This is a genomic window from Pseudomonas sp. 2FE (assembly GCF_005503735.1).
GTDB lineage: Bacteria > Pseudomonadota > Gammaproteobacteria > Pseudomonadales > Pseudomonadaceae > Aquipseudomonas.
Map to the genome: position 1 here is coordinate 19,011 of NZ_SCMO01000004.1, position 14,194 is coordinate 33,204.

Here is a 14,194-nt window from a genome sequence, read left to right on the forward strand (position 1 = left end):
TCTCCTGGCACTAAGGTTGGGGCGCTAGCGCCCCAGGTTTGGGACTGTTTTGATTACTCAACGAGGTTGTAGCTTTCCGAACGCACCACGCTGGTAGCCCTCAACGGCCTCGGCCAGCGCTTCTGAAGAGGCAAGTGCCAGCGGCCCTTGCCAATACACCGGTTGATGAAGGGGGAGGCCAGAAAACAGCACAGCCTTGGCGTTTCCCTTGTTTGCACGCAAAGTGACTATTCGATCCTCGCTCTGAGGCAGATTCACTGGCAGCTTTGGCTCAATGAGGTTGAAGCGCTGGCCATCGATCAACACCTCACCGTCAATCGGCATCACGAACGCGGTATGGCTATCCGGTATTGGGATGCTCACTTCAGATCCTTCCTCAATGGAGATGTCCAACATGCGCACGTCGGTGGGCAGCGATAGCGGCGAAGAAACATCCGCGAAACTGCCCAGCGGCACTCTTACTTTGGCCCCCGGCAAATGCACTGCTGGCACGTCCTGCGCTTCGAGGCTAAGCACAAACGGCGAGGCAGCTTGCCGATCCCGTGGAAGGTTGATGAAAATTTGCAGCATATGCACAGTCTTGCCAGGCTCGGCGGGCACCTCCTCATGCATCACGCCGTTACCCGCCGCAGTCCAATGCAGCCCCCCAGGCCGAATCAGGTTGCGGTTGCCCAGAGAGTCCCGGTTATCAATCCCTGTCTCAGAATCAAGAAACAGATATGACACCGCTGAAAAACCAGCATGTGGGTGCGGTGGAAAAGTCGGCCCGCTGATCCAGGCATGGTCGACCGCAAGGAATGGATCAATCGGCTCTGCGAACTGACCTCCCCGCAGCGTGAAAGCCCGGAAGTGGCTGCCGTGATTCATACGCTGTAGTCGTGCGACGGTCGTCATGGCAGTTCCCTCAGGCGCTTCGTGCTGGGCTTATGGCCGGGTAATCGATATACCCCTCCACGCCCGGTGCGTAGAACGTGTCCTTGTTCGGAACATTAAGCTCAGCGCCTGTGCGAAAACGCTCGGGCAGATCGGGGTTGGCGAGGAATGCGCTTCCAAAAACTGCCGCGTCTGCTCGGCCATCAGCTATCAAGGATTCGGCGGAGCGTTGATCGAGTCCGCCACCGATCAGGTAGCTGCCGTCGAACAGTGGGCGCAACAAGGCGTGGTAGTCGATGCTGGCGCCGAATAGGGCAACGTGCAGATAGGCGAGATTGAGCCCACGAAGTTGCTCGACCAGATAGGTGTAGGTTTCGCGTGGGTTGGCATCGACGATGTCGTTGAAATTCATTTCAGGTGAGATCTTGAGGCCAACACGATCACTACCAATCTCCGTCGATACTGCGGCCAGCACCTCCAGTACAAAGCGAACACGGTTTTCAACCGATCCACCGTACTCATCAGTGCGCTGATTGCTGCCAGTCGAGAGAAACTGTTCAGGCAGATACCCCGAAGCGGCATGCAACTCGACACCGTCGAAACCGGCCTCTATGGCCAGGCGCGCCGCCTGCCGGTAGCCCTCGATGACAGCGGCAATCTCAACCACGCTCAGCGCATGTGGGGTGACGAAGTCCTGAAGGCCCGTGGCTGTCCAGGTGTGGCCTGCGGGTTTGATCGCGGAGGGTGCCTGGGGCTGGGCGCCATCAGGCAACAGCGAAGGGTGCGAAATGCGTCCGCAGTGCATCAACTGCATGAAGATCCGTCCGCCGCGAGCATGTACGGCCTCGGAGACTTGCTTCCAGGCGGCAACCTGCTCGGCTGTTTCGATACCGGGGGTGCGGACGTAACCCTTACCAAGTGCAACAGGGAACACACCTTCAGTGATGATCAACCCAGCACCGGCGCGCTGCGCGTAGTAGGTCGGTACCAGCTCGGTCGGCACCCCGGCATCATCGGAGCGCGAGCGAGTCATCGGTGCCATGATCATACGGTTGGACAGTTTATGGCGACCGATCTGGACTTGAGAAAAAAGCGAATTCATTGCGGTGCTCCTCAGAAGTGATGTGGCTATCATTGATCAATCCGAATCCGGGATAAACCGGGTAAAATTGAAATAACTGATCCACTGATGGAGCAATGGCATTGGAGTTTCTCAACGACATGGCACTGTTCGTCGAGGTCGTGAAGGCTCGCAGTTTCCGCCGAGCGGCGGAGGCTATGGGTATGCCGAACTCGACGCTGTCTCGCCGGATAAGTGGCCTGGAGAAGGAAATTGGGCTAAGGCTTCTGCATCGCACAACGCGCAAGATCGAGCTGACCGAGGCGGGGCAGTTGTACTTCGATCGCTGCAAACGCATCGTCGACGAAGCCAGGCTGGCCCATGAGCAGCTTGGGGAAATGCTTGCTCGACCCAGCGGTGTACTGCGGGCCTCGCTCCCGGTGGATTTCGCCACTATCTACCTGGCGCCGCTGATTGCGGAGTTTTCTCGGCTTTATCCCGGTATCAGCTTCGAGTTCGATCTGACCCCGCGTCAGGTCGATCTGGTGAGTGAGCCGGTTGATGTGGTCATTCGCATGGGCGAGCCTGCGAGTTCGAACCTGATCGCCCGTAAGCTCGCCAGTTTGCGACGCTGTCTTTACGCCTCACCCCACTATCTAGAACTGTCCGGTGATCCGATTCATCCTTCGGATCTGACAAATCACGAATGCCTACGGCTGCGCGGAACGCGTGCTGACCGCTGGACACTCTCCAGCAATGAAGGGGAGGTGGACGTCGAGATTGGTGGTCGATTCGAACTCAACAGTGTCGGAATGATTCGACGTCTGGCGACGCTGGATCTAGGTATCGCGTTACTACCGGAAGGTATCGCTGCGCAAGACCTTGCCAATGGCACTCTGCGCAGAGTCTTGCCGCAGTGGCACGCCTCGCCCATCTCGGTTTACGCCCTCACCGAGACGCGGCTGTTGCCAGCGAAGACCCAACGGTTTATCGAGTTTCTGCGTGAGCAACTCCAAGATGCCTAACGCGGCCCCTTGGAAAAAGGGGCAGGCTATACATCTAAGCGCCTGACCCGAGCGCAACAAACTTTCTGTCCAGCACTGACAAGAGTCGGAGCTGGTGGATGACCGCTTCTGGCCGATTGCTGCCTATCACGCGACTCACAGCGGCGTAGGCCGTACATACCGCTGACGGCTTGTCCGCCGTGGAAGGTGGACAAGACTTTTATGCCCACCCTACTCTCTGCGCTACGGGCGGATGGACTTCAAGGACCCGCTGTTCTGGACCAGCAATGGCGAGAGCAGTGAGTCCTACCGTGAGTGGGAAGCCAAGCTGAGCCGTGACCTGTTCGGTGTGACCTGGGGCCTGAGCTACGTCGACACCGACATCTCGAAAGACGAGTGCAGCAGCTTCTACGGCTTCACCGACGTCTGCAGCGCCACAGTGGTGGCCAGCGTCAGCAAGAGCTTCTAAGCCCCAGTGCCTCGCTTGCGCGGGGCACTCTGATTCTCAGCGGTCTCAGGCCAGGCCGCGCTCCTCGAGGAACGCCGCGAGATAGTCGATAAACGCCTGCACCTTGCGCGTCGCTCGTCGATGACTGCGAAAAGGGGACGGATTTATTTTCGAGTTCTAAGCGAACCGGAAATAAATCTGTCCGCTTACTTCGCACCATTCTCTTCTTGCAGATTGTCCGCACGGGGTCGAAAGCGGACGTTTTCAGCAAGGTCGACCAGACTCACTCAAAAGAAGCTGCATACGGAGATGCTATGGAAATGCTCATTGAGGTCGTGTTCGGTGTTATCTGCTATCGGGTGGGTTTTTGGGTACTCAAGGCAATTACCTTTGGACGTTTCACCGGGAAAAGCAGCTACTGGTTTGGGCTGATCTGCGCGCTGGGGGCTTTGGTTGATCGCTTTCACTGTCTGGAAGATCGTCGGGAGTGCTGGATAGGAGCCTGAAAGGGACTCAACACACTAGAGCAAGCGTGGCCCGCGGGAGGTGGTTTCCAATGCTGTCTCTCCCAGGCGATCAAGCACAAAAGCCTTCGCGTTACGAGTCATGTGGTCGAGATGCCTGTCACGCTGCTTTTCTGCATCGAGCATCGCCCGCTTTCCGTGTTTTTGAAGAAGATAAGTATGAATCTGCCGCACCTCGACAGAGCTGTAGATCGGTGCGACGTCCAGCAGCCCCATCAAGCCGTCAGTACTGTGGTCCCGGGTATTCATTAGCACCTGAGGACTGCGCACGCCCACCACCTGAAACCCCATCGATTCAAAATAGGGGACCTTCCCAACGGCGCAAGTCAGCTCGGCATGAGGGTATCGGCCGACCATCTCCTGCACCATCGCGCGCGCGACCCCACGGCGCCGATGGCTTGCATGCACAGCCATATAGGCCACGCCACAAGCCTCGGAATCGTCCTTGACCGGCAGATACAGCAAAAAGCCGATTACCTTCGAAGGGTCCTCATCGTCCGTCGCCATGATCAATTCGACAGGAATCCCTTTAGACCCGCCGATAGCCTCCAGGTAGAGATGAACCTCGTATCCGATAGCATATTGATACACGTTGTACAGAAGGTTGCTCGGTGCGATACCCACCATGCTGATGTCGGTTAAATAGTCGACGACCATCTGGAGTATCTGGTTATTAATATGCTCAGGGCACTGGGTTTCAAAGTGGGTGATCTTGGGCATCTAGTTTCTGACTCCGAGGGTTAAGGCTTGCCCTTGACTTGAAGAGTTCGCACCGGGCTCGGCCATCATAACGTGCTGTTGCACTGGCGCCGTACGGCGATGCAAACCCCGGAATCAAACGACGTATCGACATACCTGCGGTTTCAGGTTGGCGATTCACTTGAATCGCCGCCCACCGACTTCTATCGACCTTTTGCGGACGTTAAAAAACGTCTACAAAGGGTCGTTTCAAGTAACTCACCCATGATTAGCCGACTAGGTTTAACCCTTTGAACTCAAGGATATCGAGGAGGCTCTGACTGGACCACGCTGGCTCTTAGCGCTCTAGCCACCTGGGTTTGAATCTCGTAAGCAGGAGCCTCGACGGCTGTGTAATCACGGGTATAGCGAGTGGCAAACTCGCGAACGCCCCATTGCAGGTACTGCTGCACGTGCTTCAATTCATGCGCCCACAGCGCGACATTATTAAGTGCATCATCCGGACTCCGAAAGACGATGATGTCTATAAGGGTGACTGCATTTACATCGGGATTCTGAAGCATGGTGTGTGCGGCGTTCAGCTCCACATCATCGCCTACCTTGTAGCGAGCCGAATCGAGCACTTGAATGTCATAGTAGGGTTCGAGCTGGGCTCGGATATTCAGCGGGATTGTCCGAGTATCGCCAGTTGCCGCGGTGTTGCGGGATTGCACAATCCAATTCTGTAATCCAGAGGCAGCCATTTGGTTCATGTTTTCGAAGATCACCCCAATTTCCTCTTTGGAGCCTGGAGCACAAAAACAAGCGACCACGCAGACTTCGTCCTGCCCTGCTGGGCAGGCGAAAACAGAGGACGAAGTGCCAACGGAAAAGAGCAGTATCGCTAACCGGAAAAATTGACGCAAAAAGACAGCTAACAATTGGTTCTCCCAGAGGCAGTGGCGGTCGGCAGGCGATACTTTGGGTATCGTCGCACCCGTTGTCCAACCACGCGTTGGACCGCTGCGGCCACCGTTCGTTGCCCTAGGTCCCACAGCTTCTTCAGGTCATTTCCCACATTGCCTGAAAGGCCGCTCCTGGCCGAAAGTGGGCCTTCATGAAAGGCCGCTACCGGCCAAAAGCGGCCATCGAATGTCCACTTATTCAGGGGCGATTCACACACCGTGGCGATCATCGTCATACCACGCTGCAACATGAAGGATTATGTTGGTCGAGCCGCGCCGCACAGGGTCAGCACCACAGAGAACACTCGACGAGCATCGAACACCCGTAATGTGCGCTGAAGTTAAAGCAGAAACTCAGGCGCCCCCTTAGCTCGAGGGCGCCATATTTGCGCGCACTGGATGCGCTTGGAACAGAGGTTAGAGAAGACTACGAAGCGGTGTTGAACTATTGCAAAGCGCTGCCTCATCGAGTGACTTACCCGTCGCAGCCAGTCGCTTGAATGCTGCGATATCACGCCCCTAATTCACCGTCGCGACTGCCTGTATCGGGCCAACGCCTCCTGCCAGGAGCAACGGCACCTCTGCGTGTTGCCGCTGGCGACCCTGCTGGAAAATATCGGCGGGGTCTATGCACCGCTGCTGGCTCCGCTGCCGAGTGAGCTGGAACCGATCAGCGCGTCGCTCAATCGTCTGCTGCTGCAAGTCAACCAGTTGCTCGACCAGGAGAAGCGCTTTATCGCCGATGCCGCTCATGAGTTGCGCACCCCGCTGGCGGTGCTGCGCATCCATGCGCAGAACGCCCTGGACGCCGCCGAACCGAGTGACCGCGAGGAAGCGCTGCGCCAGCTGGGGATCGGCGTGGATCGCGCGACCCAGGTGATTACCCAGCTCCTCACATTGGCCCGCCTCGACCCCTGCGTGGTGCAACTGGCCATGGTCGAACTGAACCTGCTCGGGTTTATCCGCAACGAACTGGCCGAACTCACCCCCCCTGGCCCTTGAACGTGATCAGGAGCTGACCCTGGAGGCCATAGAGCCCGGCGACTACCAGTTACTCGGTGATGCTCCCAGCCTGGGCACCCTGCTGCAAAACCTGATCGGCAACGCCGTGCAATACACCCCAACAGGCGGACAGATTAGGGTGATAGTGGAAGCCCAGGCCGATGCGGTATTGCTGCGCGTGCAGGACAGCGGCCCCGGCGTCGCGGCCAGTCAGCGCGAGAAACTCTTCGAGCGCTTCTATCGTCAGGGCGAGGGTCAGGGCGCCGGTTTGGGCCTGTCGATCGTGCGCCGGGTGGTCGAGCTGCACCGCGGCAGCATCCAACTGGTTGAGTCGCCGCTGGGCGGGCTGGAGGTTTGCGTGCGTTTGCCGCGCCTCCTGGAGAACGACATGCGGGACATTCGGCACCCTTGATCAACCAGCCTGTCTGGGCAGCGGCCATAACCGGAGCTGCGAGGACGATCAAACAGGATTGGCCTGATAGGGAATGGGGACAGTCGAAACACGCAACGGATAATGTCCGCTGGCTCTCGCCCAGCGGCGTCATGCCGTGGCCTGTAGGGCCTGACCGATTACATGGCAAACAGAATGGCCTAGCAATATGGATCTCTCACTGGAACGAGTTCCACAGCAGCCCGAACCGCATCGGCCGTCCGCGCCAGCTGTATACCGGTTTAAAGAAACGCGACTATCCGGCCTGTTCAGACCCATAAAAGATCATAGTGCCACTGCCTGACACCAGGCAACACCATGACCCCGAGCGCCAGGGACCGGCGCTCCACTCCCCCTTGCGCCCAAAACCCCCTTATATACCCCCGCTCACAAAGCATTCATTTCAGCAATATCACGCACCACCTGATCTGCAGAGCGGTCGAACATCGCCTGCTCCTGCGCATCCAGAGACAACTCGATCACCCGCGCAACCCCCTCCTCTGCCAGCACACAGGGGACACCCATGGCAATACCTGTTCGCCCGTACTCGCCCTCGAGAATCGCGACCGCCGGCAAAATGCGGTTTCGCCCATTGGCGATAGCATCCACCATCTGTGCAATTGCCACGCCCGGCGCATCGCAGGCGCTCCCCAGCTTCTTCAAACCCAGAATCTCGCCGCCACCCTGACGTGTGCGCTCCACAATCCGCTCTATCTGCTGACTGGACAGGAAGTGAGACAGCGGCACCGAACCGACCGCACAGTATCGCATCAGCGGCACCATGCTATCGCCATGCCCTCCCAGCACCAGCGCCGTGATATCCCGAGCAGAAAACCCTGTCTCCTCGGCAATGAAACACTTCATGCGCGCTGTATCCAGCACCCCCGCCTGCCCGAACACCCTGTCGCGTCCCAGCCCACTGAGACACCAAGCCCGATAGGTCAGCACGTCGACCGGGTTCGACACCACCAACACCGTCGCCGCCGGAGCATGACGATTAATATCCAGCATGATGCTATCGAGAATTGGCAGATTGATACTCAATACATCCTGACGCGACTGACCAGGCTTGCGGGGCACACCCGCCGTAATCACCACCAGGTCAGAATCCTGCAGCAATTCGGCATTGGACCCGCCGTAAACCCAGGTATCAGAACCTGACTCAACTGCCGCCTGCCAGACGTCCAGCGCCTTGCCCTGTGCCAACTCACCCTGCACATCAATCAACATCAACTCACGACAGAACTCTTCCCGGGCGATGATCTGAGCCGCCGCCTCACCCACCATACCGGCACCCACAATTGATAGCTTGTTCACCTCACACCTCCCCGCGGCGAGCGCCACCAGCAACACGCCCACCTATACAGAGAAGTATTACCCGCTAATGCTAAAAGGCCACCCGAAGGTGGCCTGTAGTTGTTTTACCTGCTTTTCGCCATTCCCATGGCGGTATTACTTCAGCCTCTGATAACCCCCATAGGCCGAGCCGTGCGGCCTTAGCGGACTGCTCCAGGTCTATCAGGGATTGATCGCTGTTGTATTGGCGATACACCCAAGCGGCACCCCGGGCAACCATTTCTCGGTTGGCATGTACGCCGTCAACATAGGCATGCCCGATAGTGCGCCCGTACCTGTCTTTGCTTCCGCCTCGAGGGTAATGTACTTTCCAAACAGCAGCTCGCTGAGCTCTTGTTTGGCCTTTTGGCCGTAAGGCTGCTTGCTTTCGGGGGTGTCGATATTGGCCATGCGTACTTTGATCTGGGATCGTGACGCATCAAGGCATGTGAAGGTGTCGCCATCGCTGATGGCGACCACCTTGCAGCTAATCTCAGACGAGAATGCCAAAGGGCTTAGCGTAATCGTTAACAGGGCAATCCAGCGGCCTAACCACATTTTTCGTGTATTCCTAGTCCTTGGATGCTTGCAATCCGAATTCTGCAAGCTAGCGCGCATTAAGCCAAACGCCATCACACACTGGCAAGCATATGCTTTGCCCGCAGCGATTAATGTCATAGGTACTAATGTGTCTGCAAAAGGCTGATGTCATCGTTTAGGCGAGGTGCGGTCTCCCCACGATCCTGACCCGCGCCGACGGCAGTCTATGCTGGATAGCTGTATCTGCTCCACTGTTCGTTATAGCTATTCTCTGCCTGTGCTTGAGCGACTTCGTTTGACTCCCGATGCCTTTGATACTGGCGGTTTCTGTCTTCGCCCTCTGCTCATTTTCGTCTTCGTTCAGGACGGCGCCCTGGGCTTCGATAGCCTCCGCGAAACCTTAGCCCATGGTCTTCTTCTGGCCGATTTCTGCCGATTCCCACCGTCCGCTTTGGGTCGGCTGCTGCCGGTGATGACAGGCTGGAGTCGACCCAAGCTGACGTTGGGACAGATATAAATCTGTCACCTTTTTCAATAGCAACCGCCCCAGGCAGGCTACAACTTCACAGACCCATGCCTGCGAGCATTGCTGAGCGCGTTTGAGATACTCTGGCCTCGTCTCACCCCAACCACTCCGAGGATGAAATGTTAAAGAAATTCCTAGAATACGAATTTGCCTTTGAGGCCATTCTCATCTCCGTAATTGCGGCTTGCCTGCTCACACTCTTGTTCAAGGTAGTGATTCCAAACTTTAGCTCCAAATCTCTAGCAGCCAGTTGGATGACGATGCTCGGCGCCTTTGTGATATTCGCCTATACAATATTTGTTGAGCTAAAAGAAGAATCATTCAAGTCCAGCTTTAACACATACTCATGCTTTACAGACAAAATGGAAGTCTTCAACTACATAATTCCATTTTACAAACTAGGAGATTGCGGACTTCTGCGATATCAGGACAATGACTCCATAACTTATCTGAAGAACGACCTAGAAACACATGACGCCCCATCGGTAGGCACCGAGCTAATATTAATAAATGCAATATCTTATATCGCATCAGATTTTAGAGACTGGCGCTCTGAAAAGTACTCATCCCCTGGTTCCTACCGAGTAACTTTCCGCAAAAAGGAAGATGCCAATGGAGATGCAGTATTGCTAGAAGGTTCCGTGTTTCTGAAATCCATGTTCAGATACTTCGACTTTCTACCGGAGGTCGCTCACGGCTTTGGTGGGTACTCAATCCTTCCTAGAGGAAGCGCGCTATCTCTGAATGGAAGAAAGCTAGTACTTTCAAATCCACACTTCTCCTTTGAGGTTGAACCATTCGATCTCGGGCCAGTATATCGAATAGAAAGTGAATCCCCCGAAACCATATGGGCCACTGATTTTGACGTAAGAGTCTCTTACAGACTATTCAAATCAAGGTCAGGGCATTGGCGCCGATCTGAGTACAAAGATTTTTGCCATGCATTAGCCGAGGGAATCAAAGCCCGCCTTGAAGTGCCTAAAGAGCAATGGCCAAAGTCGCGCTCTTGGGCGTAATGTCCGCTCCTGGCCCAGGCTGTGTAAATACGTTTTGAGCACCGAGCACTGATCGTTTGATGATCAATTCCGGCGTCTCCTAACGAATTCTGAGCATTCCAGCCCGGCCAAATTCCAAGGATTTCGCATAGCAACGCGCACGTTGAATTTCAGCGGGAGTTTTTACACAGCCTCGACCGGCTTCTGCCGGTTCCCACCGGCCGCAATGGGTCGATAGCTGCCGTTTCGCAATGTCCGTTCCTGGCCGATCTCTGCCTATCACGCGACTCACAGCGGCGTAGGCCGTACATACCGCTGACGGCTTGTCCACCGAGGAAGGTGGACAAGCCTTCGCTATGTCCACCCTACTCACCGTTCTGGACCAGCAGCGGCGAGAGCAGCGAGTCCTACTATGAGCGGGAAGCCAAGCTGAGCCGCGATCTGTTCGGCGTCACTTGGGGTCTGAGCTACGTCGACACCGATATCTCGGAAAGCGAGTGCACCAGCTACTACGGCTTTACCGACGTCTGCAGCGCCACCGTAGTGGCCAGCGTCAGCAAAGCTTCTAAGCCCCAGTGCCTCGCTTGCGCGGGGCACTCTGATCCTCGGCGGGCTCAAGCCAGGCCGCGCCCCTCGAGGAAAGCCGCGAGATAGTCGATAAACGCCTGCACCTTGCGTGTCACCCGGCGATGACTGGGTAAACCGCCAGAATCAACGGCCCGAAGGCATCGGGATCGCGGTCGTACTCCGGTAGCAGTTGCATCGGCTCGCCGCCTTGCAGGCAGGGCTTCAGGCTCGGGGCAAGCCTGCACACCCCGGCGAGGGTGCTACCCAGCAGCAGGTCATAGTTGTCACTGAGCAGTCGCGCCTCCGGTTGCGCATGCCCTGGCGTGAAACCCAACCAGTAGTGCCGATCCAGCAGCGGATGGCGATAGGTCAGCCCGTCAGGCTGAGCCAAGGTCTCCAGCCGTACCGGTTCAGGTTTAAGTGCCAGCTACGACGGGCTGGCGCGCAGTACGCTGCACTCACAGCGCGGCTCCCAGCAGTTTGAGGTACTGGGGGCTCTCCGATATTGAATTGTGGCCCGTACCCGGTATGACCTGCAGCGAGGCCACGCCCTTGGCGAAATGCGCGTAGAGCTGCTCCGTGCTCGAGCGCGGTATGACTTCGTCGTGCTCGGCCGCGATCAAGAGTGTCGGCACAGCTATGCGTGACGCGTATCGCCAGGATTCAAACTTGTCCTGTAGCAGCCACTTCACCGGGAAATAGGGGAACTGACTGGCGGCGAGTTCTTCAAGACTGCTGTAGGGCGTGATCAGGATCAGGCGCGCCGCCGGGCGTTGGCTAGCGAGGCTAACGGCGACGCCCGAGCCCAGGCTGCGACCCACAATCGCAATACCTGGGTGCTCGGCGTAGACCTGGTCAAACAAGGCCAGGGCATCGCGCTGAATTGAGTCCTCAGATGGCGACCCAGAACTTCCCCCATAGCCTCTGTAGTGAAGCAAGTAGAGGGCGTGCTCCGGAAAAGCCTGCGAAAACGTGGGCAGGCTCAGGGAGACATCCTCGGCATTCCCTCCGAAGTAGATCAACGCATTTGGGCCGTCGTGTGGCCTGACTGACACCAGCACATCCGCGTCGGCTACCGGCAGCTTAAGAGTAGTTGCGGGGGTGCTAATGGCGCGTGGTTGTGGGTAGTAGATGAGGGACCGTTGAAATACGAACAACGCGGCACAGAGCCCCAAGTACAGGGCTGCAACTAATGCGAAGAGCGAAACCAAGATTCTCGACATATGGCTAAGGCCTCAGTTGAGCGGATCGGTTAGGCGGCCTGGCGGCGAGGAGTAACCGCATAGATGATGAAGAAACCAAAAATAACCGGAAGAGCCGCGCAAGCTCGCATGAATGTGCCGTGCGCGGACCACCACTCGGCGATCGCGCCGCAAAGACAGCCACCTTCAAATACATTGTCAGCATTCATGCAGATTCACCGAGACCTAACCTAGAGTTAAGCGCTCATTTCGTTCGCCGAGACGTCTGCAAGCGGCCGCCCCTTAGTTTAATCGTCGGGCGTCGAAAGCTGAGGCCAACCCCTGACTTCAAGCTCAATTCAAGTTGGACATTGGAGTTCTTTACTAACTCCAGACTGCCCCGCGGGACAGGAGAACTTTCATGAGCATGACCGACTATACGAAAGTCAAGAACGTACCTGTGGTCAGGAAAGGAGGATACTAACGTGAGCGTGCAGCTCAACCACACCATCGTCTGGTGCCGCGACAAGCAGAAATCGGCGACCTTCCTCACCGAAGTCTTGGGCCTGCCAAGCCCCACCCGATTCGGACCGTTCCTCGTCGTCCAGCTCAACAACGGTGTCTCACTCGACTTCTACGAAAACGACGGCGAGATTTCCGCCCAGCACTATGCCTTCCTAATAGGCGAAGACGACTTCGACCAAGTCTTCGCCCGCATCCGTGGGCGAGGGCTCCAGCACTGGGCAGACCCTGGCAAGCACCGCGCCGACGAAATCAACCACAACGACGGCGGCCGCGGGGTGTATTTCGAGGATCCCGACGGTCATCTCCTTGAGGTCATCACCCGGCCTTACGGCAGCGGCGGGTAGGTGCCGCCCCCCATCGCCGCTTAGCGAAAGTCGATGAAGCGTAGAGCGGCAGCGGTGTGGGTATCAGTCGCATCAAGCCCGTCTTCTTGGCGAAAGTAGCGAGACAAATTCGCTAACGGCTAGAGGCCGCGCTTACGGAAGAACTGAGCTAAAGCGATGGAGCTGGGATCGCCAGCTGGGGCGAAAGAGACCCGTCTAGAGAAGCCCGGCCAGCCAGACTGACCGGCCGAAGGAAAAGCCACATCTGTATCCGCGATCGCGATCAGCGCGGCCCGCCGCCCAGGCCGCGGGCCTCGAGGAAGGCCGCGAGATAGTCGATAAAGGCCTGCACCTTGCGCGTCGCCCGGCGATGGCTGGGGTAGACGGCGAGGATCAACGGGCCGAAAGCGTCCGGATCGAAGTCGTACTCAGTCATCACCTGCAGCAACTGGCCGCTCTCCAGATAGGGCTTCACACTCCACAACGGGCAGCTGTGCAGCCCTGCGCCCATCAGGGTATTAGCCAGCAGCAGGTCGTAATTGTCGCTCTGCAGGCGAGCCGCCGGCTGGGGGACGCGCATGCGCATCCCAGCCAGGGACAGCCACCAGTAGTTCTGGTCCAGTGCCGGATGGCGGTAGATCAGCCATTGATGGCGGTCGAAGGTTTCCGGGCTGACCGCTGCCGGATTGGCGGCCAGATACGCCGGGCTGGCGCACAGCACTATGCGGTTTTGCCCCAGGGGTTTGGCGATCAACCCCGGCAGGTCGCTGCGGCCCTCGCGCAATGCCAGGTCGTAACCCCCCTCGACCAGATCGACGAAGGCATCGCACAGGTCCACCCGCAGTTTGATCTGCGGATGGGCGGCGAGAAAGCCGGCACAGGCCTCATCGAGAAAGGCCCGGCCAAACGCCAGCGGCGCGGTCAACCTCAGGTTGCCATGCAGGCCGTGCTGCAACTGGCCGATCTCCTCACCGGCGTCATGCAGACGCTGCAACACCTGGCGGGCGGTTTCCAGATAGAGCCGGCCGGCCTCGGTCAACGCCGTACGCCGGGTGCTGCGCTCGAACAGTTGCGCGCCCAGTTCGGCCTCCAGATGGCTGACGGCCTTGGTCAAGGCCGAGGGCGTTTTACCCAACTGCTCGGCCGCACGACTGAAACTGCCGTGCTCGGCGGTGGCGACAAACATGCTCAGGGCGCCGAGCTTGTCCATGTTGCTTT

Annotated in this window: 13 protein-coding genes and 5 pseudogenes; 8 read left to right on the forward strand and 10 right to left on the reverse strand. The window is 57.5% G+C overall.

The genetic code is table 11. The features are described from left to right. Positions 1–57: 57 nt before the first annotated feature. Both FFS12_RS09175 and FFS12_RS09180 read right to left on the reverse strand, forming a co-directional pair. Positions 58–894, reverse strand: a complete 837-nt coding sequence (locus tag FFS12_RS09175; RefSeq protein ID WP_137886563.1) for a pirin family protein — start codon at positions 892–894, stop codon at positions 58–60. Positions 895–904: 10 nt separating this feature from the next. After that, positions 905–1,975 (reverse strand): alkene reductase, encoded by a 1,071-nt coding sequence (locus FFS12_RS09180; protein WP_137886564.1) that lies wholly within the window; start codon positions 1,973–1,975, stop codon positions 905–907. A gap of 101 nt (positions 1,976–2,076) precedes the next feature. On the opposite strand from FFS12_RS09180, the gene FFS12_RS09185 reads away from it, so the two are divergent. The 3 genes and pseudogenes from FFS12_RS09185 (at position 2,077) to FFS12_RS09195 (ending at position 3,891) form a co-directional block, all read left to right on the forward strand. Then, entirely contained in the window at positions 2,077–2,958 is an 882-nt protein-coding gene (locus tag FFS12_RS09185; RefSeq protein WP_137886565.1) for a LysR family transcriptional regulator, read from the forward strand. A 217-nt stretch (positions 2,959–3,175) separates the two neighbouring features. After that, a pseudogene (locus FFS12_RS09190) lies at positions 3,176–3,406 on the forward strand (hypothetical protein); the annotation flags it as partial. 293 nt (positions 3,407–3,699) lie between these two features. Beyond that, positions 3,700–3,891, forward strand: coding sequence for a hypothetical protein (locus FFS12_RS09195; RefSeq protein WP_137886567.1), 192 nt, complete (start codon positions 3,700–3,702; stop codon positions 3,889–3,891). A gap of 15 nt (positions 3,892–3,906) precedes the next feature. On the opposite strand, the gene FFS12_RS09200 is transcribed toward FFS12_RS09195, so the two are convergent. Then, on the reverse strand, positions 3,907–4,629 hold the full coding sequence (locus FFS12_RS09200; RefSeq protein ID WP_137886568.1) for a GNAT family N-acetyltransferase: 723 nt from the start codon (positions 4,627–4,629) through the stop codon (positions 3,907–3,909). 275 nt (positions 4,630–4,904) lie between these two features. Further along, on the reverse strand, positions 4,905–5,528 hold the full coding sequence (locus FFS12_RS09205) for a DUF4157 domain-containing protein (protein ID WP_256657334.1): 624 nt from the start codon (positions 5,526–5,528) through the stop codon (positions 4,905–4,907). A gap of 660 nt (positions 5,529–6,188) precedes the next feature. On the opposite strand from FFS12_RS09205, the pseudogene FFS12_RS09215 reads away from it, so the two are divergent. Next, positions 6,189–6,966: pseudogene (locus tag FFS12_RS09215) on the forward strand (sensor histidine kinase); the annotation flags it as partial. A 188-nt stretch (positions 6,967–7,154) separates the two neighbouring features. Then, positions 7,155–7,265, forward strand: a pseudogene (locus FFS12_RS20455) (hypothetical protein); the annotation flags it as partial. Positions 7,266–7,371: 106 nt separating this feature from the next. Here FFS12_RS20455 and FFS12_RS09225 read toward each other — a convergent pair. Together FFS12_RS09225 and FFS12_RS20460 are read right to left on the reverse strand one after the other, a co-directional pair. Next, positions 7,372–8,301, reverse strand: coding sequence for a malate dehydrogenase (locus tag FFS12_RS09225; protein ID WP_137886570.1), 930 nt, complete (start codon positions 8,299–8,301; stop codon positions 7,372–7,374). 70 nt (positions 8,302–8,371) lie between these two features. Beyond that, a pseudogene (locus tag FFS12_RS20460) lies at positions 8,372–8,997 on the reverse strand (thermonuclease family protein). Between the two features lie 507 nt (positions 8,998–9,504). Here FFS12_RS20460 and FFS12_RS09235 point away from each other — a divergent pair. Next, a complete protein-coding gene (locus FFS12_RS09235; RefSeq protein WP_137886571.1) occupies positions 9,505–10,401 on the forward strand; it encodes a hypothetical protein in 897 nt (298 codons plus the stop codon). 354 nt (positions 10,402–10,755) lie between these two features. Then, positions 10,756–10,941 (forward strand): annotated as a pseudogene (locus tag FFS12_RS20160) (hypothetical protein); the annotation flags it as partial. 118 nt (positions 10,942–11,059) lie between these two features. Here the strand turns inward: FFS12_RS20160 and FFS12_RS09245 are convergent. From FFS12_RS09245 to FFS12_RS19890, 3 genes are all read right to left on the reverse strand, one after another. Continuing rightward, positions 11,060–11,338, reverse strand: coding sequence for a hypothetical protein (locus tag FFS12_RS09245; protein ID WP_137886572.1), 279 nt, complete (start codon positions 11,336–11,338; stop codon positions 11,060–11,062). A 67-nt stretch (positions 11,339–11,405) separates the two neighbouring features. Then, positions 11,406–12,170 carry an alpha/beta hydrolase gene (locus tag FFS12_RS09250; RefSeq protein WP_137886573.1) on the reverse strand — a complete coding sequence of 255 codons (765 nt, stop codon included), beginning with the start codon at positions 12,168–12,170 and terminating at the stop codon, positions 11,406–11,408. Between the two features lie 29 nt (positions 12,171–12,199). Beyond that, positions 12,200–12,358, reverse strand: coding sequence for a hypothetical protein (locus FFS12_RS19890; RefSeq protein WP_171011849.1), 159 nt, complete (start codon positions 12,356–12,358; stop codon positions 12,200–12,202). Between the two features lie 255 nt (positions 12,359–12,613). On the opposite strand from FFS12_RS19890, the gene FFS12_RS09255 reads away from it, so the two are divergent. After that, positions 12,614–12,997 (forward strand): VOC family protein, encoded by a 384-nt coding sequence (locus tag FFS12_RS09255; protein WP_137886574.1) that lies wholly within the window; start codon positions 12,614–12,616, stop codon positions 12,995–12,997. Between the two features lie 262 nt (positions 12,998–13,259). Here FFS12_RS09255 and FFS12_RS09260 read toward each other — a convergent pair whose 3' ends face one another. Beyond that, complete coding sequence (locus FFS12_RS09260; RefSeq protein WP_137886575.1) at positions 13,260–14,186, reverse strand: LysR family transcriptional regulator; 927 nt, start codon at positions 14,184–14,186, stop codon at positions 13,260–13,262. Between the last annotated feature and the right edge of the window lie 8 nt (positions 14,187–14,194).

Bases quoted from the DNA above. Each gene is read 5' to 3' on its own strand.
- FFS12_RS09200 (WP_137886568.1), bottom strand. From the start codon at position 4,629: ATGCCCAAGATCACCCACTTTGAAACCCAGTGCCCTGAGCATATTAAT.
- FFS12_RS09195 (WP_137886567.1), top strand. From the start codon at position 3,700: ATGGAAATGCTCATTGAGGTCGTGTTCGGTGTTATCTGCTATCGGGTG.
- FFS12_RS09180 (WP_137886564.1), bottom strand. From the start codon at position 1,975: ATGAATTCGCTTTTTTCTCAAGTCCAGATCGGTCGCCATAAACTGTCC.
- FFS12_RS09260 (WP_137886575.1), bottom strand. From the start codon at position 14,186: ATGGACAAGCTCGGCGCCCTGAGCATGTTTGTCGCCACCGCCGAGCAC.
- FFS12_RS19890 (WP_171011849.1), bottom strand. From the start codon at position 12,358: ATGAATGCTGACAATGTATTTGAAGGTGGCTGTCTTTGCGGCGCGATC.
- FFS12_RS09175 (WP_137886563.1), bottom strand. From the start codon at position 894: ATGACGACCGTCGCACGACTACAGCGTATGAATCACGGCAGCCACTTC.
- FFS12_RS09250 (WP_137886573.1), bottom strand. From the start codon at position 12,170: ATGTCGAGAATCTTGGTTTCGCTCTTCGCATTAGTTGCAGCCCTGTAC.
- FFS12_RS09235 (WP_137886571.1), top strand. From the start codon at position 9,505: ATGTTAAAGAAATTCCTAGAATACGAATTTGCCTTTGAGGCCATTCTC.